Below are 22693 nucleotides of genomic sequence, written 5' to 3' on the forward strand. Positions count from 1 at the left end.
TCATAGAATACGACAAAAACAGGATTGTTTTTGAGAGAGGATGTAATGATGAATTTTCGTAAAGACGTGAAAGAAAGAATACTGGTTGGGGAAGGGGCAATGGGAACCTTATTGTATTCAAATGGCATCGATCAATGCTATGAGGAATTAAACTGCACGAACCCAGATCAAATAGAGTCCATCCACCGTGCCTATTTGGAAGCTGGTGCAGATATCCTTCAATCGAATACATACGGAGCCAATTTCAACAAATTGAAACGGTATGGACTTGAAGATGAGGTAAGCAGAATCAATCGCCAGGGAGTCATTCTTGCAAAAAAAGCGGCAAAAGGAAAGGCATACGTCTTCGGTACCATAGGGGCACAGCGGAGCATCAGGAAATCGGATTTAAGCATGGAAGAGATAAAACGGGGTTTTCGTGAACAGCTATACAGTCTTTTGATGGAAAACCCTGATGGGATTCTTTTGGAAACATTTTATGACCTCGAAGAACTGGAAACCGTTCTGCAAATCGTTAAAAATGAAACTGGATTGCCGATCATCGCAAATGTTTCGATGCATGAACTGGGAAATCTTCAAAATGGAATCCATTTAAATGAAGCCTTTCAAAAACTTGAGCAATTGGGTGCCGATGTTGTTGGGGTGAACTGCCGTCTCGGTCCACATCATATGATTCGTGCCTTGGAAGAAGTGAGTTTGCCAAAGCAAGCATCAATTGCCATATACCCAAATGCCAGCCTCCCGGATTATGTGGATGGAAGGCTCGTCTATAAAGCAGTGCCGGAATATTTCGGTTCAAGTGCCCTAGAACTTCGTGAGCAGGGTGCCGCGATCATAGGAGGGTGCTGTGGAACAACTCCGCTGCATATTCAAGCTGTAAAGAATGCGATTGGAAGTTTGGCTCCTGTGAAAGAGAAATATACTAAATCCCGTGAAATAGAAATAATTGAAGTGAATGATAGAGGATTGGAACGTCCCCTGTTCGAAAAGGCCAAAACAGAAAGGACGATTCTAGTTGAACTTGATCCACCGAAAAAGTTAGGAATAGAGAGCTTCATGACTGGTGCTGAGGTTTTGAAAAAAGCAGGGGTCGATTCCATCACATTAGCGGATAATTCGCTTGCTTCACCAAGGATATCAAATGATGCACTGGCTAATTTACTGAAGAACCAATTGAATATAGAGCCGATGGTGCATATAACATGCCGTGATCGAAATTTGATTGGCTTGCAGTCACATTTAATGGGTTTGCAAACGGTGGGGCTGAACGAGATATTGATCATCACCGGCGACCCTTCAAAAATTGGGGACTTCCCGGGCGCCACTTCGGTTTATGATTTGTCTTCCTTTGACCTAATAAGCATGGTCAAACAATTTAATGAAGGTCTTTCCTATTCCGGACAAAGTTTGGGACAACGGGCAAATTTCAAAATTGCGGCAGCGTTCAATCCCAATGTGAAATATCTGGATAAAGCCGTACTGAGAATGGAAAAGAAGATTGCCTGCGGTGCTCAATCCTTCTTGACACAGCCAATCTATTCCGTGGAACAGATCGAAGAGGTATATGAAGCTACAAAACATTTAGAAACCCCGATTTTCATCGGTATCATGCCCTTGACAAGCACCCGGAACGCCGAATTCATCCATAATGAGATCCCAGGCATCAAACTGCCTGATAATGTTAGAAGGGCCATGGCGTTAGCGGGGGATGACCCTGTAAAGTCAAGGATTGAAGGAGTGAATATCGCACGGGAGCTAGTGGACGCGGCAAGGGAAAAATTCAAGGGCATATATTTAATCACTCCGTTCCTTCGCTATGAAATGACGGCGGAACTTACGAAATATATTAGAAAAGTCGATAGTAAACATACATCAGAGGTGGCAGTTCATGAATAAAAAAGCGATTCAAGATCAGTTAAATTCTAAGATTCTCCTTCTTGACGGGGCGATGGGAACCATGCTTCAAGCTGAGAATTTGACGGCAGGGGATTTTGGCGGGGAACAATTCGAGGGCTGCAATGAATATTTATCATTGACGCAACCGGAAATCATCCAATCCATTCATGAAAAATATTTAGCAGCGGGTGCAGACATCATCGAAACAAATACCTTCGGAGCGACCAGCATCGTTCTGGAGGAATACCAAATAAGCACTATCGCATACAAGCTTAATAAGATTTCAGCTGAGCTTGCCGTTAAAGCTTGTGAAAAGTACTCCAATGATGAATGGCCAAGGTATGTAGCTGGCTCGATGGGCCCAACTACAAAAACGCTTTCCGTAACGGGAGGAACGACTTTTGATATTTTAACCGATTCTTATGAAGAACAGGCACTGGGTCTCTTGGATGGCGGGGTAGACTTGTTACTGGTGGAAACCTGTCAGGATATGCTTAATGTAAAGGCTGCCTTTTCCGGAATCAAAGCAGCATTCGCTAAAACAGGAAAGGATGTGCCTGTCATCATATCAGGAACAATCGAACCGATGGGCACTACACTTGCTGGCCAGTCCATAGAAGCTTTTTATTTATCGGTTGAACATATGAAGCCCGTTGCGGTCGGCCTTAATTGTGCAACAGGGCCGGAATTCATGATAGATCATATCAGGACACTTGCAGATATATCAAATAGTGCCATCAGCTGTTATCCGAATGCCGGGCTCCCTGATGAAGAAGGCCACTATCATGAGTCACCTACTTCCCTGGCAGAGAAAATGAAGCAATTTGCCGAAAAGGGATGGATCAATATCATTGGCGGATGTTGTGGTACGACACCAGAACATATTAAAGAACTTTCCAGGGTCCTCGAAGGCATGAAGCCCCGTACAATTACGGAAGCAGCCCATGGTCATGCCGTATCGGGCATAGAGCCGCTAATTTATGATGATTCAATGCGTCCTTTATTCGTAGGTGAAAGAACGAATGTTATCGGTTCCCGAAAATTCAAGGAGCTGATACGTGGAAAGCATTACGAGCCGGCTGCCGAAATTGCACGTACCCAGGTGAAAAAAGGCGCCCATGTCATTGATATCTGTCTTGCTGATCCTGATGGGGATGAGCTTGGCGATATGAAGGAATTTGTGGAAGAGGTCGTCAAGAAAGTGAAAGTCCCATTGGTCATCGATACTACGGATGAAGCTGTACTTGAACAAGCTTTAAAACATTCACAAGGAAAATCGATCATTAATTCCATAAACCTTGAAGATGGTGAAGAGCGCTTTGAAAAAATAGTGCCCTTAGTCCATCAATATGGTGCTGCCGTTGTCGTAGGAACCATTGATGAAACTGGGATGGCCGTCGATGCTGAACGGAAATTGGAAGTGGCTACACGGTCTGTGAATTTGCTCGTTAATAAGTACGGTCTAAACAAAAGTGACATCATTTTTGATCCGCTTGTATTTCCTGTAGGCACAGGTGATGAACAATATATTGGATCTGCATTGGAAACGGTGAATGGAATAAAGGCGATTAAAGAAAAGTTTCCGGAATGCCTAACGATACTTGGCATTTCTAACGTTTCTTTCGGTCTGCCAGCGAGGGGAAGGGAAATATTAAATGCAGTTTTCCTTTACCATTGTACAAAAGCCGGTCTCGATTATGCTATCGTGAATACAGAAAAACTTGAACGTTTTGCTCTGATACCGGAAGAGGAAGTGAAATTGGCTGAGGCACTCCTGTTTGAGACATCGACTGAAACTTTAGCGATTTTTACCGAGTTTTATCGCGGGAAAAAAGCGGAGAAGAAGGATGATGGTGTGATCCTGCCATTGGATGAACGTTTAGGTAACTATATTATCGAAGGAACGAAAGAAGGATTGGTTGATGATTTAAATGAAGCGATTGAGCGCGGTGATGCCCCATTGGAAATCATCAATGGACCATTGATGGATGGCATGGGTGAGGTGGGGAGGTTGTTTAATGACAACCAACTTATTGTCGCAGAGGTGCTTCAGAGTGCTGAAGCGATGAAGGCGGCTGTATCTCACCTTGAACCACTAATGGAAAACTCTGAAGATAGTGCTAAAAAAGGGAAAATCCTTTTGGCGACTGTCAAGGGAGATGTGCATGATATTGGGAAAAACCTTGTGGATATCATCCTATCCAATAATGGTTATGAAGTCATTGATTTGGGAATAAAGGTCGCACCGCAACAAATCATAGAAGAGGTTCGAAAACATGAGCCAACCATCATTGGCCTATCTGGCTTACTCGTCAAATCTGCACAGCAAATGGTTTTAACCGCACAGGATTTAAGGCAAGCGGGAATAGATACCCCAATTTTAGTGGGAGGGGCAGCATTATCCCGTAAATTCACCGATTTTAAAATATCACCTGAATATGAAGGACCGGTTTTATATTCCAAAGATGCGATGGATGGTTTGGCTGTAACGAATATTTTACATGACTCTGACAAAAAAGTGGTGTACTTGGAAGAGTTAGTCGAGAAGCGAGAAAGAGCGAAAGCGAATGCCGCCATTGCTGCCACGATGGAAAAACCTGTTCGGAAGCAGTCAACAGCTGCCCCTTTAAGCGATGCTCCTGTTCAAAAACCGCGGGACATCAAGCGTCACGTACTGAAAAACTATCCATTGGATGTCATCCAGCCGTATATTAATAGGCAAATGCTGATTGGTCATCATTTGGGGTTAAAAGGTAAAGTTTCCGAATTGCTTAAGCAAGGGAATGAAAAAGCAGTGCAGCTCAATGATCTCGTTGATGAATTGATTGAATTCCTAAAGACGGAACCGGATTATGGCTTGCATGCAGTTTATCAATTTTTCCCTGCTCAAAGCGAAGGGGATAAACTATTGGTATACAACCCGGACAATCATAACGAGGTTTTGGAAACTTTCGATTTCCCCCGGCAAGATACGAGTCCGCATCTTTGTTTAGCGGACTTCGCGAAACCGATCTCCTCCGGGCAAATGGATTATGTTGGTTTCTTCCTGGTCACTGCCGGAAAGGGAATCAGAAAATGGGCAGAAAAACTAAAGCTTGAAGGTGATTTCTTGAAAAATCACGCCCTTCAATCACTTGCTCTCGAAACAGCTGAAGGTTTCGCGGAAAGAATTCATCAATTAATGCGGGATGATTTAGGTATAAGCGATCCGATTGAAATGTCCATGAAAGAGCGGTTTGCCGCTAAGTACACCGGGCAAAGGTTTTCATTTGGTTATCCTGCTTGTCCTAATCTGGAAGACCAGGAGAAGCTATTCCGCCTGTTACAACCTCAGGATATTGGCGTGGAATTGACTGAAGGATTCATGATGGAACCGGAGGCTTCCGTGTCAGCCATTGTTTTTGCACATCCTGAAGCCCGTTACTTTAATGTCGATCGATAACTCATTTAAAAAAGGCAGCGGTATTTTTTACCGCTGCCTTATTGCGCATGAAACCCCTTAATTGGTACATCTTAATGGTCAAAAGGAAGGGGATGCAGCACCTATGAAGAATATCCTGAAATTATTTCTTTCCATGGCGGGTTCTTTCATTATTATTTTGTTGGTTGTGGATGTCCAGAACATTCAAGGACATGCAATGGTTCCTGAAGAGATGACACCGCTTCTAAAAAGTAAGGAAAATCAGAAAATCGCTTATTTGACTTTCGATGACGGGCCATCTTTGAATACCGTGAAGATATTGGATATTTTGGACAGCTATCATGTTAAGGCCACATTTTTCGTTAAAGGGAATGAAGAACCATACGCAAAGGAAAGTTATCAGGAAATGGTTTCCCGCGGACATGTGATTGCCCTCCATTCTTATACACATGATTATTCCATCGTTTATCGATCGACTGAGAGTTTCTTTCAAGATTTGAATAGGCTTGAAACCATGCTGCAAAAGGAGTATGGGATAAAAAGCCGTATTGTGCGCCTTCCTGGCGGCTCGAATAATCGTCTGAGGCATCAGGCTGCAACGAAACCCATCATCAATGGAATCCTTCAACAACTAAAGGAAAAAGGGTATATTTACTTTGATTGGTCCATTGACTCGACAGATGGCTTCAGTCCGTCAATAAGTGAACAACAAATCATTACTGCTGTACAAAAAGGGACGAAAAATCAAAAGCATGTTAATATCTTATTGCATGATATCAATAGTATGAAGAATACAGTGAAAGCATTGCCTGATATAATTGAATTCCTTAAAAAAGAAGGGTATACCTTTGATACTATTGATGAGACAACCCCGAAATTGCAATTTTAATTGATGAACACAATGTTTATCTATAGTAAATTAAGGTATAGGGTATTGAGATTACAATGCGAAAGGATTTATCGTTTCTATGATGCCATCATTGTTTTTATCACATGGAACACCGCTATTAGCTTTGGAAAGGAATTGCTACACTTCTTTTTTGAAGGATTATATGCAAACTATGAAGAAACCTGCTGCCATCGTTATTTTGTCAGCACATTGGGAAAGTGAAGATCAAATGATTTCAGCAGTAGGGAAGCATGAAGTCATTTATGATTTTGCAGGGTATCCTGAAGAAATATTTCAGATAACCTATCCAGCTAGGGGATGCCTTGAGCTGTCAGATCGAATTTTAACCTTACTGTCCAAGATAGGTGTATTGGGTGAACTTGATGAAAGGCGCCCCTTGGATCATGGATCATGGGGGCTTTTGCATATCATGTATCCCGAAGCTGACATCCCGACCGTATCTATGTCCATTAGTCCTGCGCTGCCTTTGGACAAGCAGTATGAAATCGGGAAAACATTGAGGGAATTAAAAGAAAGTAATGTCCTGATCATCGGGAGCGGTGGAATTGTCCATAATTTCACCCAAATACAGGAGGATATGAATGTTGCAGAAGGATGGGCAATAGAGTTTGAGAACTGGGTCGAAGAGAAAATCATGAAATGGGATTTGCAATCCTTGTTTGAGTATGAAAAAATCGCCCCTTATAGTACAGAGGCTGTGCCTTCCAAAGAGCATTTCATTCCATTGGTCATCGCAATGGGGTCAGGGGATGACAAAAAAAAAGCAGCTCTCCTGCACAGGAGCTTTCAATATGGCAATCTAAGTTTAACAGCTTGGAAGTTTGATTGAACTGAAAGGGTTTTCAAACTAGTTAAATTTACCTGAAAAATAACCATTATACAAAAATACAAAAATCTTTTTTTAGCGAAAAAAAGACTTAAATGAGCAAAAAAGTCAATTAAAAGCGTATTTTGACGAATTAAACAGAAATATAGTTGCAAAAAGGTTGCATAAAGTTGTTTAACCTTTGGATATTTCGACAAAAACATGTTAATATAACATCTGAAAACGTTTTATCCTTTAAAATTTTATTATTCAATAACCAAAGTTATTTATTATATATCTTATATATATCATTTATTTGGGGAAAATTTAGAAGAAAGAAATTTGGGGATGGATAAAACGTAATGAAAAAAATTATGAGAAAAATTTGGGGGTTTACAAAATGACCATCAATGATTCTAAGGTATTAGACCACTGGAAAGCTTTTTCAGGTCCAAACCTTGGGTATGTCATGGAGCAATACGATCTATTTCTAGCAAACCCGGAAGAAGTGGATCCGGAACTGAAAAACTTTTTTGAAGTAGCAGGTCCTCCTTCATTCGATGTATCGGTAGAAACAACGATTGGAAGTGCACCAACTGTACAAACTGGAGAAGTTCTTCCAATGAAGAAAATTATGTCTGCAGTAACGTTAGCTGAAAATATCCGTCATTACGGACATCTTGCTGCAAATATTTATCCTTTAAAAGAAGAAGCTCTGGACACTGAACAAATTCACTTTGAAAAATATGGCTTGACTGCAGATGATTTAAGGAAAATACCGGCTGACTTTATTTGCCCGGAATCACCTGAAGACGTGAAAGACGGATACGAAGCCGTACAATACCTAAAACAACTCTATACAAAAACGATAGCCTTTGAATTTCACCATGTTAATGACTTGGATGAAAAGCAATGGCTTACTGATATGGTCGAATCCGGAAACATGTTCCCGGAAGTGACTAAAGAGAAAAGAGAACTATTACTTAAACGATTGAATGAAGTCGAAGGTTTCGAGAAATTCCTTCACCGCACATATGTAGGGCAAAAACGTTTCTCTATTGAAGGACTGGATGCTTTGGTTCCGATTTTAGATGAAATGATTTCACAAACTGTTCAAAACGGAACGGGGAATGTGAATATTGCCATGGCTCACCGAGGACGTTTGAATGTGCTTGCGCATGTATTAGGAAAGCCATATGAGGTCATTTTCTCTGAATTCCAACATTCACCGAATAAAGATTTGGTTCCTTCCGAAGGTTCAACAGGCATTAACAATGGATGGACCGGTGATGTTAAATACCATTTAGGTCTGGATAAACAGATAACTAAAGCAAATATACAAAAAGCAAGGATTACACTTGCCAATAACCCAAGTCACTTGGAAGTTGTCGGTCCAATCGTAGAAGGGTATTCTCGTGCGGCACAAGAAGACCGTTCAGAAAAAGGATTCCCGGTTCAAGACATTTCCAAATCTCTTGCAATCCTGATTCATGGTGATGCAGCATTCCCAGGTGAAGGAATTGTACCTGAAACGTTTAACTTAAGCCGTTTACGCGGTTATCAAGTTGGCGGCGCCATCCATATCATCGCCAATAACATGATCGGTTTTACAACGGAAAGTGAAGATTCACGTTCAACCTTATATGCTAGTGATTTGGCCAAAGGCTTTGAAGTGCCGATCGTGCATGTGAATGCAGATGATCCGGAAGCATGTATGGCTGCTGTGAACCTTGCTAACCTATATCGTGAAAAATACAACAAGGATTTCTTGATCGACCTGATCGGTTACAGACGATTCGGCCATAACGAAATGGATGAGCCATTGGTGACACAACCTGAAATGTATGCATTAATTCATAAGCACCTAACCGTTAAAGAGCTTTATGGAAAAAAACTGATTCAATCTGGCGAGTTCACTGAAGCTGAAGTTAAAGCGATTGCTGAGCAAGTGGATACAAGGCTTGCAGATGCATATGCGAAAATTTCCGGAAATAAACCGGAAGCTTCTAAAGAATGTAATCCTCCTGGGATTATTGAAAAAGGACTTCCAGCCATTGATACGGCAGTTCCGAAACAAGAGCTTGTTACAATTAACGAAGAACTTGTTAAGTGGCCGGAAGGATTCACTCCTAATAAAAAATTAGGAAAGATCTTATCACGTCGCTTGGATTCCTTTGGTGCTGACGGAAAAGTTGATTGGGCTCATGCTGAGACATTGGCATTTGCATCCATATTGAGTGACGGCACTCCAATCCGTTTGACAGGACAAGATTCAGAGCGTGGAACATTCGCACAACGTAATATCATGTTACATGATAGTGTTAACGGAAAAACATATTCACCACTTCACACATTAGAAACTGCCAAAGCATCATTCGCTGTTCATAACAGCCCGCTTACTGAAACGGCAGTTCTGGCTTATGAATATGGTTATAATGTATTTGCACCTGAGACACTTGTATTATGGGAAGGCCAATTCGGTGACTTCGCTAATACAGCACAAGTGATCTTTGACCAATTCATCGCGGCAGGCCGTGCAAAATGGGGTCAAAAATCAGGTCTTGTCATGCTGCTTCCACACGGTTATGAAGGACAAGGACCAGAGCACTCAAGTGCACGCCTGGAGCGTTTCCTTCAATTAGCGGCTGAAAACAACTGGACAGTTGCCAACTTAAGTTCGGCAGCTCAATACTTCCATATCCTTAGAAGACAATCTAAGATTTTGGATCAAGAGCAAGTACGTCCGCTTGTCATCATGACACCGAAGAGTATGCTTCGTAATCAAGTGATGGCTTCTACAGCAGAAGAATTCAGTGAAGGCTCTTTTGAATCATTCGTGGAAACCAAAGCTTTGGGCAAAAAACCTAAATCGGTTGAACGCATTGTTTTTGCATCAGGTAAATTGGCGGTAGAACTTCGTGAAAAAGCGGCAACTGAAAAAAATACAGATTGGTTGCAAATCATCAGTATCGAAGAAATTTATCCATTCCCATTCACTGGAGTTCAAGAAGCCCTGAAAAAATATACAAATCTTAAAGAAATCTTCTGGGCTCAAGAAGAACCTAAAAACATGGGTGCTTGGACATTTGTTGAACCACGCTTAAATGCAGCGGCTCCTGGCAATCTTTCAGTAACATATTTAGGAAGGAAGCGCAGATCAAGCCCGGCTGAGGGAGATCCACTTGTCCATAAAAATGAACAACAACGGATTATGACTCAAGCAATTACACGCAATAATGAGGGGGAGAAATAAAATGGCTGAAGTAAAAGTACCTGAATTAGCAGAATCAATTTCTGAAGGATCTATTGCGCAATGGTTAAAACAACCCGGTGATCACGTTGAAAAAGGAGAATATGTCCTTGAACTTGAAACGGATAAAGTGAACGTAGAAATCATTTCAGATTATACTGGTACACTTTCGGAACATTTAGCAGAAGAAGGCGATACTGTCCAAGTTGGACAGGCTATCGCCATCGTTGATGAAAATGGATCAGCTGCAGCAGCTCCAAAAGCGGAAGCTCCTAAAGTTGAAGAAGCTAAAGCAGAACCTGCTAAGGCTGAACAAGCGGCTCCTGCTAAAGAGGCTCCTAAAGCAGAAGCAAAAGAAGCATCATCCACTCAACAAGTTATTGCATCACCAGCTGCAAGAAAATTGGCTCGCGAAAAAGGAATTGACTTGACTCAAGTGCCTGTAGCCGATCCACTAGGTCGCGTACGTGTACAAGACGTAGAAGCAGCAAGTAATGCACCTGCAGCACCTGCGGCAGCTCCTAAACAAGCTCCTGTAGCTAAAAAAGCAGCAGCTCCTGTTGAAGTGAATGATGACCGCATTGAAGTGGTTAAGATGACACGCCGTCGTCAAACCATTGCCAAACGTCTAGTTCAAGTACAATCTGAAGCAGCCATGCTTACTACTTTTAACGAAGTCGATCTTTCTGCAGTCATGGAATTGCGTAGCCGCCATAAGGATTCTTTCGTGAAAACAAATGATGTTAAACTTGGTTTCATGTCATTCTTCACTAAAGCGGTCATTGGCGCATTGAAAAAATATCCGTTATTGAATGCTGAAATCCAAGGCGACCATATCCTGAAAAAGAACTTTTATGATATCGGTGTAGCTGTATCCACTGATGAAGGTCTTGTCGTTCCGGTAGTAAGGGATGCAGACCGCAAAAGCTTTGCTGAAATCGAGAAGAACATTTCGGATTTAGCTGTTAAAGCGCGTAACAACAAACTGGGACTTTCAGATTTATCAGGTGGTACTTTTACTATCACAAACGGCGGGACTTTCGGTTCCCTATTATCTACACCAATCTTGAATGCCCCTCAAGTTGGGATTTTGGGCATGCATACAATCAAGACTCGTCCAATCGCTGTTGGAGATCAAATCGAAAACAGACCAATGATGTACCTTGCATTATCTTATGATCACCGTATCGTTGACGGGAAAGAAGCTGTTGGTTTCTTAGTGGCTATCAAAGATATGCTGGAAGATCCAGAACAACTTTTACTTCAAGGCTAATAAAATAATGCGTACCCCCATGTCATCATGACATGGGGGTTTTTTTTGTGTGAAGAAATGAAAGGATATTTTCATAGAAAAAAAGATGAAGAAAGGTCATCTCTAACTATATGAATGTTTTTGAAGGTATTTTTGAATGAATATGAGTATTTTTAAACGTTTTTGATTGATTATTGCTTCGTTTTCATATATGATGATGATATTAAAGTGAGGTGGGCGAATTGTTGACAACTGAAAGGCACCAGTTCATCTTATCGATCCTTAAACAACAAGGAACGGTAAAGCTGCAAGAGCTTGTAGATCAGTTACAAGCCTCGGAGTCGACCATTCGGAGAGATTTAGTGCAACTCGAAGAAATGAAGCTCTTGAAACGCGTGCATGGTGGGGCCTCTTTACTTCAAAGAAAAGGCCTTGAACCAACAACTATGGAAAAGCAATACAAAGCAAGAGCTGAAAAACAACTTATAGCCAAGCTGGCGGCTTCATTCATAGAGAAAAATGATTGTATATATCTTGATGCAGGCACGACAACTGCGGAAATGATTCCTTTTTTAAAGGATAAAAATATAACGGTGCTGACGAATGGTCTTATGCATATTCCAAAACTCATCGAATTGGAAATCAAAACAGTGTTAGTGGGCGGAACGATAAAATTTTCGACAAATGCTGTTATTGGAAGTAATGCTGTACAGTTTTTGAATGAATACCGTTTTGATAAATGTTTCTTGGGAATGAACGGCATCCATCAAGATCTGGGTTTCACAACACCCGATCCGGAAGAAGCGCTGCTGAAGAAGATGGCATTACGCCTCTCTAACGAGACATACGTGCTTGCTGACAGCTCCAAACTGAATGAAGCTACTTTCGCTAAGGTGGCAGATGTAAGCGATGCCATAATCCTTACTGACAGCAATGATGAAGAGGCCATTGCTCAACTCCAAAAAAATCCAAAGATAAAGGTCGTGACCATTTAATGATTTATACAGTGACACTAAACCCATCCATCGATTACCTGGTCGAGGTGGAGAGTTTTCAATTGGGCAAGGTGAATCGAACCAGTTATGATGCAAAATTCCCAGGAGGGAAAGGGATCAATGTTTCCCGAGTGCTTAAAAGGCTGGGAAATAGCACGACAGCATTAGGATTCATCGGTGGACAAACTGGTGAATTTGTAAAAAGGTTTTTAAGACAAGAAGAGATTTTTACGGACTTTACAGAGATAGCTGGAGATACAAGAATAAACGTTAAATTGAAAACGGGGCTGGAGACTGAAATAAATAGCCAAGGGCCAATCATTTCAAAAGGGAATTATCAACAATTATTTAGTCAGATCGAACAGCTGAATGATGATGATATCCTCATTTTGTCAGGAAGCATCCCTGCAAGCGTTCCCTCGGATGTATACGAAGCCATGGCAAGGACTTGTTCCCAGAACGGCATTAAAGTGGTGGTGGATACGAGTGGCAAGGAATTATTGAATGTCCTTCCGCACCGGCCATTTTTAATAAAGCCCAATCATCATGAACTTGGTGAGCTTTTTTCAACCGAAATAAGAACGGTTGATGATGCTAGGGAATATGGAGCTAAATTGGTTGAGGCAGGAGCACAAAACGTCATTGTTTCAATGGCGGGACAAGGGGCCGTTCTTTGCTCCGGTGGAGAGTCATATTCCGCAAATGTTCCAAAAGGGAACGTCATCAACTCAGTGGGTGCCGGTGATTCCATGGTCGCAGGTTTCATCGGGACATATGAAAGTACAGGGGATATTCTATCTTCTTTCCGCTTCAGTCTAGCAGCAGGAAGTGCTACAGCCTTTTCATCCGACCTCGGTACATTGGATAAAATTGAAGAGTTATTACCACAAATTGCTATCAATCATCTAACAGGAGGCTGACTCTATGAAAATTACAGACTTGTTAAAATTGGATACAATCATCATCAATCTGCAAAGCATTACAAAGCAAGCAGTCATTGATGAACTATCAGGAAAGCTAGCCGAGGCAGACAGGTTAAACGATGTGGAGGGTTTCAAAGCTGCCATCTTAAAACGTGAAGAGCAAAGCACAACAGGGATTGGTGAGGGGATAGCCATACCACATGCAAAAACAAGTGCTGTAAGGGTACCTGCCATCTGTTTCGGCAAATCTGTCAGTGGTGTGGATTATGAATCGCTTGATGGGCAGCCGGCTCATTTGTTCTTTATGATTGCAGCAAGTGAAGGTGCGAATGCAGATCACTTGGAAACCCTTTCTCGGCTTTCTTCATTACTGATGGATGATAAATTCAGAACCCAATTGATTTCTGCTACTTCTGGTGAAGAAGTGTTGGAGATAATCAATCAAAAAGAAATGGAAGCCGATGAAGAGGAAGTAGAGGAGCAGCAATCAAGTAATGCTGCCAGTGGTAACAATGAAGGAGGTAAAATCCTAGCCGTTACAGCTTGTCCAACAGGAATTGCCCATACTTATATGGCTGCCGATGCGTTAAAGGCTAAAGCCAAGGAAATGGGAATCGATTTCAAAGTGGAAACAAATGGTTCCACAGGAATCAAAAATGGTTTAACCGCCGCAGAAATTGCTGAGGCGGATGCGATTATCGTTGCAGCTGATAAGCAGGTGGATATGGATCGTTTTAATGGAAAACATGTCATTATTGTCCCTGTGGCTCATGGGATCCGGAAGACAGAGGAGCTGTTAACCAGGGCCTTGAATCAGGATGCCCCTGTTTACAAAGGAACAGGAAACGATAAAAGTGATGAAGGTGAATCAGCAAAAGGAGGATTGGGGATTTACAAGCACTTAATGAATGGTGTAAGTAATATGCTTCCATTTGTCGTCGGGGGCGGAATCTTGATTGCACTTTCTTTCTTTTTTGGAATCGAGGCAGCCGATCCGGCAAATCCGGATTATAATCCCATTGCTAAAGCATTAAGTGATATTGGCGGGGGAAATGGTGCATTCTTCTTACTTGTCCCTGTCCTGGCTGGATTCATTGCTTCAAGTATTGCCGACCGTCCGGGTTTTGCTCCTGGTATGGTAGGGGGATTATTGGCAGCACAGGCTAATGCCGGTTTTCTTGGCGGACTCATCGCCGGTTTCCTTGCAGGTTATGTCGTCTTACTATTAAGAAAATTGTTTTCCAGGTTACCGCAAACACTCGATGGCATTAAACCGGTTTTACTCTATCCTGTATTCGGTATGTTAATTACAGGGTTTATCATGATATTTCTCGTAAATGAACCTGTAACCGCAATTAACATGGGCCTGACCAATTGGCTGCAGGGCTTATCCGGCACGAACGCAATATTCCTTGGCTTGATTCTTGGGGGTATGATGGCTGTGGATATGGGAGGCCCCTTAAATAAAGCAGCATTCACTTTTGGGATTGCAGCCATTGAAGCTCAAAGTTTCGGACCGCATGCTGCTGTAATGGCTGGTGGAATGGTTCCCCCTCTTGGAATCGCATTTGCAACTACATTCTTTAAAAGCAAATTCAGTGAAATGGAAAGGAAATCCGGATTCACTAATTACTTCATGGGTGCTTCATTCATTACAGAGGGAGCCATTCCTTTTGCCGCGGCAGATCCATTGCGCGTCATCGTCAGCAGTGTTGTTGGTGCAGCGACGGCTGGAGCCCTGTCAATGGCTTTTAGTGTAACTTTACCAGCACCACATGGGGGAATATTTGTCATCCCCCTAGTCAACCATCCTTTCCGCTATTTGCTGGCGATTTTAATAGGAGCTCTCATTACCGCTTTAATATTGGGATTCTGGAAAAAGAAACTAAAATGATGCACATATAAAAAGCGGGTCCGATAAAAGGGCCCGCTTTTTATTATTTCCATTCCAGAATTTCGATCCGTTTGCCGAAGGAATCGGATAAATATATACGGTTCGCCCTGGATACCCTTTCATCTTCCGCAGGGCAGGATGCGCTTTTGCGGAAATGCAATTATCCTCCGTTCCGACATTTTTTAATCGATCCCCCGCCATTGGACCTTAATGATAGAGGCTTATTCACTTCCTGGAACATCAGTATCTCAGTGAAAAACTTCATTGAGTGGCCCTCGGTATTTTTGGGGGATGCTAATTGGTAATGATTGATTGACATAAAAATGAAGCTCACCTTGCAACCTCGCTAATAACTCCTTATATATCCAATTTCACAGGGAAAAAGGTCATGATGAATAGGTGAATATTTTTACTTCCAACGATAAATGTATTTTTCTTGAACCGTTTATGAAAGCATAAATGTAATGTTTAGGGGTAAAGGAGTATTAAAATGAACAAAAGGAGTGATCGTACATGCTGAAGAAAAATACCTTAAAAACGACGAAAAGGGATGATATGATTGATGTTACGACAGAAGTACAGGCATTCATCAAGGAAAATGGGATTCAAGAGGGAATAGCACTTATATATTGTCCACATACGACAGCAGGAATCACGATTAATGAAAATGCCGATCCCGATGTCAAAAAGGATATGCTAAGGAGACTGGATGAGCAATACCCATGGAACCATACATTGGATTTACATATGGAAGGAAACACGGCAGCCCATTTGAAATCAAGTACAGTTGGTTCTTCACAGCAGGTGATCATCCATAAAGGGAGCTTGATCCTTGGTACTTGGCAAGGTGTCTATTTTTGTGAATTCGATGGTCCCAGAGAAAGGCAATATTTTATTAAATTATGTTTTGACAGGTAAAATGGAAAGTACGGCAAGGTTGAAGCGGGAGGAAGCGGATTGGACGATGTTTGGATTGAAGGAAGTAAAGTAATATTGAGGAATGTTAAACAAGTCGATTTAAAACGTTTATGGAGCCTGAAATATGGCGAAGCAGCTCCAGAATGGAAAAAGTGGGATGCACCTTATCATCCGCTTGAACTCATTGATTTCCAAACGTATATCGATCAGGAAACGAAACATAGAACCTATGATGAAAAAAAGGGGGCATACTCTGAGCTATTAATGGAAAAAAACGATCAAATAATAGGATCTGTTGTATATTACTGGGAACATGAACCTTCACGTTGGCTTGAAATCGGAATTACGATATTTGAGCCCAAGTATTGGAATGGAGGTTATGGAACAGAGGCGTTAATGTTATTCATAAGCTATTTATTCGAAAAAATGGAGATTGAGCGGGTTGGTCTGACGACTTGGTCTGGTAATGAACGTATGATCGCAGTTGGAGAAAAGGTAGGCATGCAAGTAGAGGGAAGGATGAGAAAATGCCGTTATCATGATGGTCATTATTATGATTCAATTAAAATGGGAATGCTACGGGAAGAATGGGAATCATTAAAATTTCGAAGTTAATAGACCCTTGAAAATTTTTCCTACATTTCCTTGGAAAAAATTTAGCACTGTTTTCTCACATATGGTCTGTTATCCTTGGAAGATGCTTAACGAGGAGGTTACAGGATGAAATTATCAGTTATAATAACCGTGATAATGACTCTAAGTGTCATCATACTTGGGATAGCTTTTCCTAAGGGAACGACCAGTAAAGCTTCGGATGGAGCAACCAAACATGTCATTAAACAAGGTGAATCGATATGGGATATTGCGAAGCAGTACGGTGTTCCTATCGGAAAGTTGAAAGAAGTCAATAATAATGTAAATAATGTTGCCGAGCCCGGTAAAACATTGATTATTCCACATGTAATGAATGAAAAAGATAAAGAATTATTAGCAAGGCTCGTACATGCAGAAGCTAAAGGGGAGCCATACAGAGGTAAGGTCGAGGTGGCAGGAGTTGTTTTGAATCGCCTTGATAGCGATGAATTTCCTGATACGGTACGGGAAGTGATTTATCAAAAAAACCAATTCTCGCCTGTTGGTGATGGCAGTATAAATAAACCAGCAGGAGATGATGCCAAGAAAGCTGTCAATGAAGCATTGGCGATCCATGGCTATACAAATGATGCCTTGTATTTTTGGAATCCTAGTATTTCGGATAGTGAATGGATGAAACAATTAGAGGTAATAAAAATTATCGGCGGCCACCATTTTGCCATATAAACTACATCTCAAGAACCGGCTTTCCATATGGGAGGCCGGTTTTTTATTTTTGAAACCTTCCGTTAAACGATTTCCGCCCACATCTCGCGGGGATTCAATTCATAAATGCTGTTTTCACGGTACATGATACTCCCGATAATGAGTTCACGCCTTATTGTTGCATAATCATCATGGAAAGACTGGATGAATTCATTCAATTCTTTTTCTGGATACTTACGTCCCTTTTCCAAAAGGCTGGCTATATGATGAAGAACGATCATTTTCTTTTTTCTCTGTGCAGGTATGGTTTTTAGTCGACCATCTGGCATCAAAAAGTTTTCAAGGATCTTTTTGTTTTCTAAATTCAGCTTTTGATTATCCATTTTATTGGAATCCCCCTTAGTTGAAACCATTTTAGGTAATGCTGATGAATAATGCTTCAGGACATCCTCATTCAAAAAATAATAAACCGTATTTTTTTCCCTTCGATCCTTAACTAAATTAATGTCCTTCAATTTAGATAAATGGTGTGAGATGGTCGGGGCCGTCAATTTTAATATTCCGGCAAGTGCCTGTCCGTGTTTTGGACCATTTGCCAGGATGGATATAATTCTAATCCTTGTTACATCACCAATCGTTTTATGGAATGCGACCAATTTTTCTAATTGCACTTTTATCCCTCCCTTAATTAGATTATCATCTAATTAGATAATAATCTAATTAAGAGGGGGTAATCAAGTTAATATTCACTTTTCTATATTGCTTGGAAGATCTGATGTATACTTTGGTTGGATACTAAAAAATTAATCCAAAATTAAGGAGCTGTAACATGGCCAATACACATGTTTATACAAAAAAAGAAGAAGTGGTCAATGCGATAACCCACGGTGTCGGCGTTTTGTTAAGTATTGCAGCACTTGTGTTTTTAATCATATTCTCAGCCCAAACAGGATCGACTTGGCATATAGTCATTTCAGTCATTTATGGTGTTTCCATGCTGCTTTTATACGTCTCTTCCACTTTAGTGCATAGTTTTCCAGAGGGCAGAACAAAGGATATATTTGAAATCTTTGATCATTCAGCCATATATATATTCATTGCAGGAACATACACGCCCATCATGCTTCTAGTGATCCAAGGGTCACTAGGCTGGACACTCCTGGGTATAATTTGGGGAGTTGCACTAATTGGGGTCGTCTTCAAAGCTTTCTATGTGAAAAAATTCCTCTTCCTTTCGACGATTCTCTATATTGCAATGGGATGGATGATCGTTATCGTTTGGGGACCACTTACGGCAACGATGCCTTCAGCAGGTATCCAGTTACTGATTGCAGGGGGATTGCTTTATACTTTTGGAGCCATATTTTATGTTTGGCGCGGTTTTCCGTTTCATCACGCGGTTTGGCATGTATTCGTGCTTGGGGGATCTGTCACACACTTTTTTGCGGTATTGTTTTATATCCTTCCACTATGATCACTTGGTCGCTTTTATGTATTTGAGGAATTCTTGAGTTTTAATTGACCTCTGGTAGGAAATAAATAAGGTATACAGACTAAAGGAGGAAAAACTAATGAGAAAATCAATCAAAATATTATCAGTGCCGTTTGCCGCTATGCTTGTGTTGGCTGGATGCGGCGAAGATAACGATGAAGTGAAAAACCCGCCGGTTCAGGAAAATGAAAATCAAGCTGAAAATAATCCTGAAACAGGAACGGATAATAATGAAAAACTGCCTTTCACTTATAAGGATTTTCAATTGGAAGTGGATTATACAGGCAATGATAACGAATACGAAGCTGAATATGATACAATGGGAGCTCAAACAGAAGCTTCGATCGAGGACAAACTTAACAAGCATGAAGTTTACGGTGATGAAGCAATGAAAGAATTGACCCCGATTCTGGAAAAATTGACATTCACCAAAGATTCATCAGAGGAGGAAGTCATTCAAGAAGTGACAAAAGCTTTTAATTTGAAGGATGACTATCAAGAATTTGATTTAGAGGTCGTTTTCGAAGATGGTACGAAAAAAGAATATAAAGTGAATAATAAGTAACTAAAATAGTCACCATATTCTTCCTTGAATAATAAAATGGCAGCAAGTTCATGTGTATCCTCAATAGTTGTCAAATTACTGTTACTATAGTAAAATGATTACGGTTAGCAAAGGGGATCATATACATTTGCTATTCATATTCGGACTTATGGGGATAGGACCGCAATAATTACTTGTAAAAAAGATTCTTATTTAAGAGTCTTTTTTTTTGTGGAAGAATATAATGAAAGAGAGGGTACCACGAGCGGTACCCTCTCTTTCATTTACCCATCATTGGGAAAGTGGTGCATTATTTTTTGGCAGCATATTAGCCGAGGCTAACCTTGAACGGATTGTAATGCCAAGCCATGACGCAAGGAATGCCTTTAAAACACCTACGATTATAAATGGAGCAAAACCGCTGGCAAACGCCACTGGCCAAGATAATGAACTCATATATTTTAACCAAACCGTACCGATGACCAAAGTAATTATCATCCCGATTGTATTTGCCAGGAAAGCCATTGCAACTGAGAAACGGGTTTTTTCCAATATCAAACCCGTTATATATACTGTCGGGATATAGGATAATAAATAACCGCCTGTCGGGCCGAATATCTTAGCTAATCCTCCAGACATTTCAGCGAATACCGGCACTCCCGCTGCCCCTATGAACAAGTATAATAAAACGGAAGAAGTTCCATAACGTGAACCGAGTATCGTTGCTGCCAGACCGACTGCTAGAGTCTGTCCTGTAATCGGTACTAAAGGCAGTGGAATTGTAATTTGGGCAAGTATCCCTATAAGTGCTGCAAATAAAGCTGTAACCATCATCATTCTTAACTTCTCATGACGTTCCTTCATTGTGCTTCCCCCTAATGTAAACCTATTTATATGGCGAGTTAACATATAATGAATTTTAATATGTTAACTAAACACTGTCAATGATATTATGGATTTTAATTCATTAATGATTTATTAGACTACATTGTTTGTAAGTGAAAACAAGGGTAAAATTCAAAACTTGGAAAATAAATGAAACTTTTTTAATGCATCATTCGTATGAATGGTAAGCGAAGTAAATGGAGGTGATTATAACAATAGACTATCAATGCTGGTAAAACGCTTATCCCAGGTCCTAAAAAATAGTAAGCGGCTTGGAAAAAATCGAATTTAAAGGATGAAAGAGATGGAGTTATTTGGGGTTCCATTAGAAACAGTCTATTTATATGGATTAATTATATTCGGGGGGCTAACATTCTTATTTATCTTGTTTAATGATATATTTTCCGGCCTTGAATTACCGGATATATTTAATCCTACACTCATTTTTAGCTTTTTGACCGTGTTTTTTGCAAGTGGGTTTTTGCTTGAATCGCTTACAGGACTCCATGCTGGATTGAGTGCCGGCATTTCGCTGATCATTTCATTTACCATCGTCACTTTACTGAATGTATTTGTTTTGATTCCCATCTCATCAGCGGAAGAAAGTTTGACATTTCATGATAATGATCTGAGAGGGAGGGTTGGCAGGGTTCTGACATCAATCCCGGTTGACGGGTTTGGGGAAGTCCTGATTGAAAGCATCAGTGGAAGCATCGCGAAAACTGCGGTCAGTTATAAGAATGAAGGAATTGTTTCGGATTCAAAGGTCTTGATCATCGAAGTTAAAAACGGGGTTGTCTATGTTATGCCCCACCAGGATTAAAAAAAGGTTGGAGGTAGGGTATGTTTAATTTGGTTTGGATTGTTGTCGCCATTGTTGCATTTTTACTTATCGCACTTATTGCTGTCTTTATTACGAAATATCGCACGGCTGGTCCTGATGAAGCATTGATCGTGACCGGAAGCTACTTAGGAAGCAAAAATGTTCACATCGACGAATCAGGAAATAAAATTAAAATCGTCCGCGGAGGGGGCGCTTTCGTTCTCCCGGTGTTCCAGCAAGCGGAACCACTTAGCTTGTTGTCAAGCAAGCTTGAGGTCTCAACTCCTGAAGTATATACAGAACAGGGAGTTCCAGTCATGGCTGATGGTGTATCGATAATCAAGATTGGCGGTTCGATCACCGATATTGCCACAGCGGCGGAGCAATTCCTAGGTAAATCCAAAGATGACCGTGAACAGGAAGCGAGGGAAGTCCTGGAAGGGCATCTTCGTTCCATCCTTGGGTCGATGACAGTCGAGGAAATTTATAAAAACCGCGAAAAGTTTTCCCAGGAAGTACAGAGGGTAGCCTCGCAGGATTTAGCTAAAATGGGACTCATCATCGTATCGTTCACTATAAAAGATGTTCGGGACAAAAATGGATATCTTGAATCGCTCGGTAAACCAAGGATTGCACAAGTGAAGAGGGATGCCGATATAGCTACCGCAGAAGCAGAGAAAGAAACGCGAATCAAGCGTGCCGAAGCTTCGAAGGAAGCCCAGCGTGCCGAACTTGAAAGGGCAACGGAAATAGCCGAAGCCGAAAAAATCAACAAGCTGAAGGTTGCGGAATACCGTCGCGAGCAGGATATTGCCAAAGCACGAGCTGACCAAGCTTACGATCTTGAAACGGCCAGGTCTAAACAGGATGTAACAGAACAGGAAATGCAAATCAGGATCATCGAACGTCAAAAGCAAATCGAGCTGGAGGAAAAAGAAATCCTTCGCCGTGAAAAGCAATATGATTCCGAAGTGAAGAAAAAGGCGGATGCCGACCGTTATGCGGTAGAGCAGGCGGCTTCCGCAAATAAAATGAAACAGATAACGGAAGCGGATGCCGATAAGTATAAAATCGAAGCCATGGCAAAAGCCGAAGCGGAACGTGTTCGCATGGATGGTCTTGCTAAAGCGGACGCACAAAGGGCCCAAGGTACGACAGAAGCGGAAATCATCCGGTTAAAAGGGGTAGCAGAGGCCGAAGCCAAGCAGAAGATTGCCGAAGCATTTGAACAGTTCGGTCAGGCAGCCGTCATGGATATGATCTTGAAAATGCTTCCGGAGTATGCCAAACAAGTGGCAAGTCCGCTTAGTAATATCGACAAAATCACTGTAGTGGATACAGGTGGAAGCGGTGCGAATGGCGGGGCCAATAAAGTGACTGGGTATG

Annotated in this window: 18 protein-coding genes; 16 read left to right on the forward strand and 2 right to left on the reverse strand. The window is 41.3% G+C overall.

Annotation, left to right across the window (positions count from 1 at the left end):
* The first annotated feature begins 48 nt into the window (after positions 1-48).
* From BW986_RS06430 to BW986_RS06490, 12 genes are all read left to right on the forward strand, one after another.
* Complete coding sequence (locus tag BW986_RS06430; protein WP_076366126.1) at positions 49-1896, forward strand: bifunctional homocysteine S-methyltransferase/methylenetetrahydrofolate reductase; 1848 nt, start codon at positions 49-51, stop codon at positions 1894-1896.
* The gene (gene metH, locus BW986_RS06435) at positions 1889-5338 is read left to right on the forward strand and encodes a methionine synthase (RefSeq protein ID WP_076366128.1); all 3450 of its coding nucleotides are present in this window, start codon (positions 1889-1891) and stop codon (positions 5336-5338) included. Before BW986_RS06430 ends, metH begins: the two co-directional genes overlap by 8 nt.
* A 103-nt stretch (positions 5339-5441) precedes the next feature.
* Positions 5442-6206, forward strand: coding sequence for a polysaccharide deacetylase family protein (locus BW986_RS06440; RefSeq protein ID WP_076366130.1), 765 nt, complete (start codon positions 5442-5444; stop codon positions 6204-6206).
* A gap of 79 nt (positions 6207-6285) precedes the next feature.
* Complete coding sequence (locus tag BW986_RS06445; protein ID WP_076366132.1) at positions 6286-7056, forward strand: dioxygenase family protein; 771 nt, start codon at positions 6286-6288, stop codon at positions 7054-7056.
* Positions 7057-7432: 376 nt separating this feature from the next.
* Positions 7433-10285: a 2-oxoglutarate dehydrogenase E1 component gene (locus BW986_RS06450; RefSeq protein WP_076366134.1), complete on the forward strand. Its 2853-nt coding sequence runs from the start codon at positions 7433-7435 to the stop codon at positions 10283-10285.
* 1 nt (position 10286) lies between these two features.
* Entirely contained in the window at positions 10287-11555 is a 1269-nt protein-coding gene (gene odhB, locus BW986_RS06455) for a 2-oxoglutarate dehydrogenase complex dihydrolipoyllysine-residue succinyltransferase (protein WP_076366136.1), read from the forward strand.
* Positions 11556-11776: 221 nt separating this feature from the next.
* On the forward strand, positions 11777-12529 hold the full coding sequence (locus BW986_RS06460; RefSeq protein WP_076366138.1) for a DeoR/GlpR family DNA-binding transcription regulator: 753 nt from the start codon (positions 11777-11779) through the stop codon (positions 12527-12529).
* A complete protein-coding gene (gene pfkB / locus BW986_RS06465) occupies positions 12529-13449 on the forward strand; it encodes a 1-phosphofructokinase (RefSeq protein WP_076366140.1) in 921 nt (306 codons plus the stop codon). The genes BW986_RS06460 and pfkB overlap by 1 nt, the downstream gene beginning before the upstream one ends.
* 4 nt (positions 13450-13453) lie before the next feature.
* On the forward strand, positions 13454-15346 hold the full coding sequence (locus tag BW986_RS06470; protein WP_076366142.1) for a PTS fructose transporter subunit IIABC: 1893 nt from the start codon (positions 13454-13456) through the stop codon (positions 15344-15346).
* A 513-nt stretch (positions 15347-15859) separates the two neighbouring features.
* Positions 15860-16264: a secondary thiamine-phosphate synthase enzyme YjbQ gene (locus tag BW986_RS06480; protein WP_076366146.1), complete on the forward strand. Its 405-nt coding sequence runs from the start codon at positions 15860-15862 to the stop codon at positions 16262-16264.
* A 39-nt stretch (positions 16265-16303) separates the two neighbouring features.
* Positions 16304-16879, forward strand: coding sequence for a GNAT family N-acetyltransferase (locus BW986_RS06485; protein WP_076366148.1), 576 nt, complete (start codon positions 16304-16306; stop codon positions 16877-16879).
* A gap of 105 nt (positions 16880-16984) precedes the next feature.
* Positions 16985-17584 (forward strand): cell wall hydrolase, encoded by a 600-nt coding sequence (locus BW986_RS06490; RefSeq protein WP_081395507.1) that lies wholly within the window; start codon positions 16985-16987, stop codon positions 17582-17584.
* A 62-nt stretch (positions 17585-17646) separates the two neighbouring features.
* Here the strand turns inward: BW986_RS06490 and BW986_RS06495 are convergent, their stop codons facing one another.
* A complete protein-coding gene (locus BW986_RS06495; RefSeq protein ID WP_076366150.1) occupies positions 17647-18234 on the reverse strand; it encodes a DUF2087 domain-containing protein in 588 nt (195 codons plus the stop codon).
* Between the two features lie 158 nt (positions 18235-18392).
* Between BW986_RS06495 and trhA the strand changes: the two genes are divergently transcribed.
* Together trhA and BW986_RS06505 are read left to right on the forward strand one after the other, a co-directional pair.
* Positions 18393-19037: a PAQR family membrane homeostasis protein TrhA gene (trhA, locus tag BW986_RS06500; protein ID WP_076366152.1), complete on the forward strand. Its 645-nt coding sequence runs from the start codon at positions 18393-18395 to the stop codon at positions 19035-19037.
* A 97-nt stretch (positions 19038-19134) separates the two neighbouring features.
* On the forward strand, positions 19135-19620 hold the full coding sequence (locus tag BW986_RS06505) for a YusW family protein (RefSeq protein ID WP_076366154.1): 486 nt from the start codon (positions 19135-19137) through the stop codon (positions 19618-19620).
* Positions 19621-19890: 270 nt separating this feature from the next.
* On the opposite strand, the gene BW986_RS06510 is transcribed toward BW986_RS06505, so the two are convergent.
* Entirely contained in the window at positions 19891-20463 is a 573-nt protein-coding gene (locus BW986_RS06510) for a biotin transporter BioY (RefSeq protein WP_076366156.1), read from the reverse strand.
* A 325-nt stretch (positions 20464-20788) separates the two neighbouring features.
* On the opposite strand from BW986_RS06510, the gene BW986_RS06515 reads away from it, so the two are divergent.
* Both BW986_RS06515 and BW986_RS06520 read left to right on the forward strand, forming a co-directional pair.
* On the forward strand, positions 20789-21307 hold the full coding sequence (locus tag BW986_RS06515; protein WP_076366158.1) for an NfeD family protein: 519 nt from the start codon (positions 20789-20791) through the stop codon (positions 21305-21307).
* Between the two features lie 20 nt (positions 21308-21327).
* Positions 21328-22693, forward strand: a 1366-nt coding sequence (locus BW986_RS06520) for a flotillin lipid rafts scaffold protein FloT (protein ID WP_076366160.1), incomplete at its 3' end; no start/stop codon positions are given.

Source organism: Peribacillus simplex, assembly GCF_900156045.1.
Lineage (GTDB): Bacteria > Bacillota > Bacilli > Bacillales > DSM-1321 > Peribacillus > Peribacillus simplex_D.

Coding starts and splice junctions, on each gene's coding strand:
- BW986_RS06505 (WP_076366154.1), top strand. CDS start 19,135: ATGAGAAAATCAATCAAAATATTATCAGTGCCGTTTGCCGCTATGCTT.
- BW986_RS06490 (WP_081395507.1), top strand. CDS start 16,985: ATGAAATTATCAGTTATAATAACCGTGATAATGACTCTAAGTGTCATC.
- BW986_RS06480 (WP_076366146.1), top strand. CDS start 15,860: ATGCTGAAGAAAAATACCTTAAAAACGACGAAAAGGGATGATATGATT.
- BW986_RS06510 (WP_076366156.1), bottom strand. CDS start 20,463: ATGAAGGAACGTCATGAGAAGTTAAGAATGATGATGGTTACAGCTTTA.
- trhA (WP_076366152.1), top strand. CDS start 18,393: ATGGCCAATACACATGTTTATACAAAAAAAGAAGAAGTGGTCAATGCG.
- pfkB (WP_076366140.1), top strand. CDS start 12,529: ATGATTTATACAGTGACACTAAACCCATCCATCGATTACCTGGTCGAG.
- BW986_RS06440 (WP_076366130.1), top strand. CDS start 5,442: ATGAAGAATATCCTGAAATTATTTCTTTCCATGGCGGGTTCTTTCATT.
- odhB (WP_076366136.1), top strand. CDS start 10,287: ATGGCTGAAGTAAAAGTACCTGAATTAGCAGAATCAATTTCTGAAGGA.
- BW986_RS06470 (WP_076366142.1), top strand. CDS start 13,454: ATGAAAATTACAGACTTGTTAAAATTGGATACAATCATCATCAATCTG.
- BW986_RS06450 (WP_076366134.1), top strand. CDS start 7,433: ATGACCATCAATGATTCTAAGGTATTAGACCACTGGAAAGCTTTTTCA.
- BW986_RS06445 (WP_076366132.1), top strand. CDS start 6,286: ATGATGCCATCATTGTTTTTATCACATGGAACACCGCTATTAGCTTTG.
- BW986_RS06430 (WP_076366126.1), top strand. CDS start 49: ATGAATTTTCGTAAAGACGTGAAAGAAAGAATACTGGTTGGGGAAGGG.
- metH (WP_076366128.1), top strand. CDS start 1,889: ATGAATAAAAAAGCGATTCAAGATCAGTTAAATTCTAAGATTCTCCTT.
- BW986_RS06515 (WP_076366158.1), top strand. CDS start 20,789: ATGGAGTTATTTGGGGTTCCATTAGAAACAGTCTATTTATATGGATTA.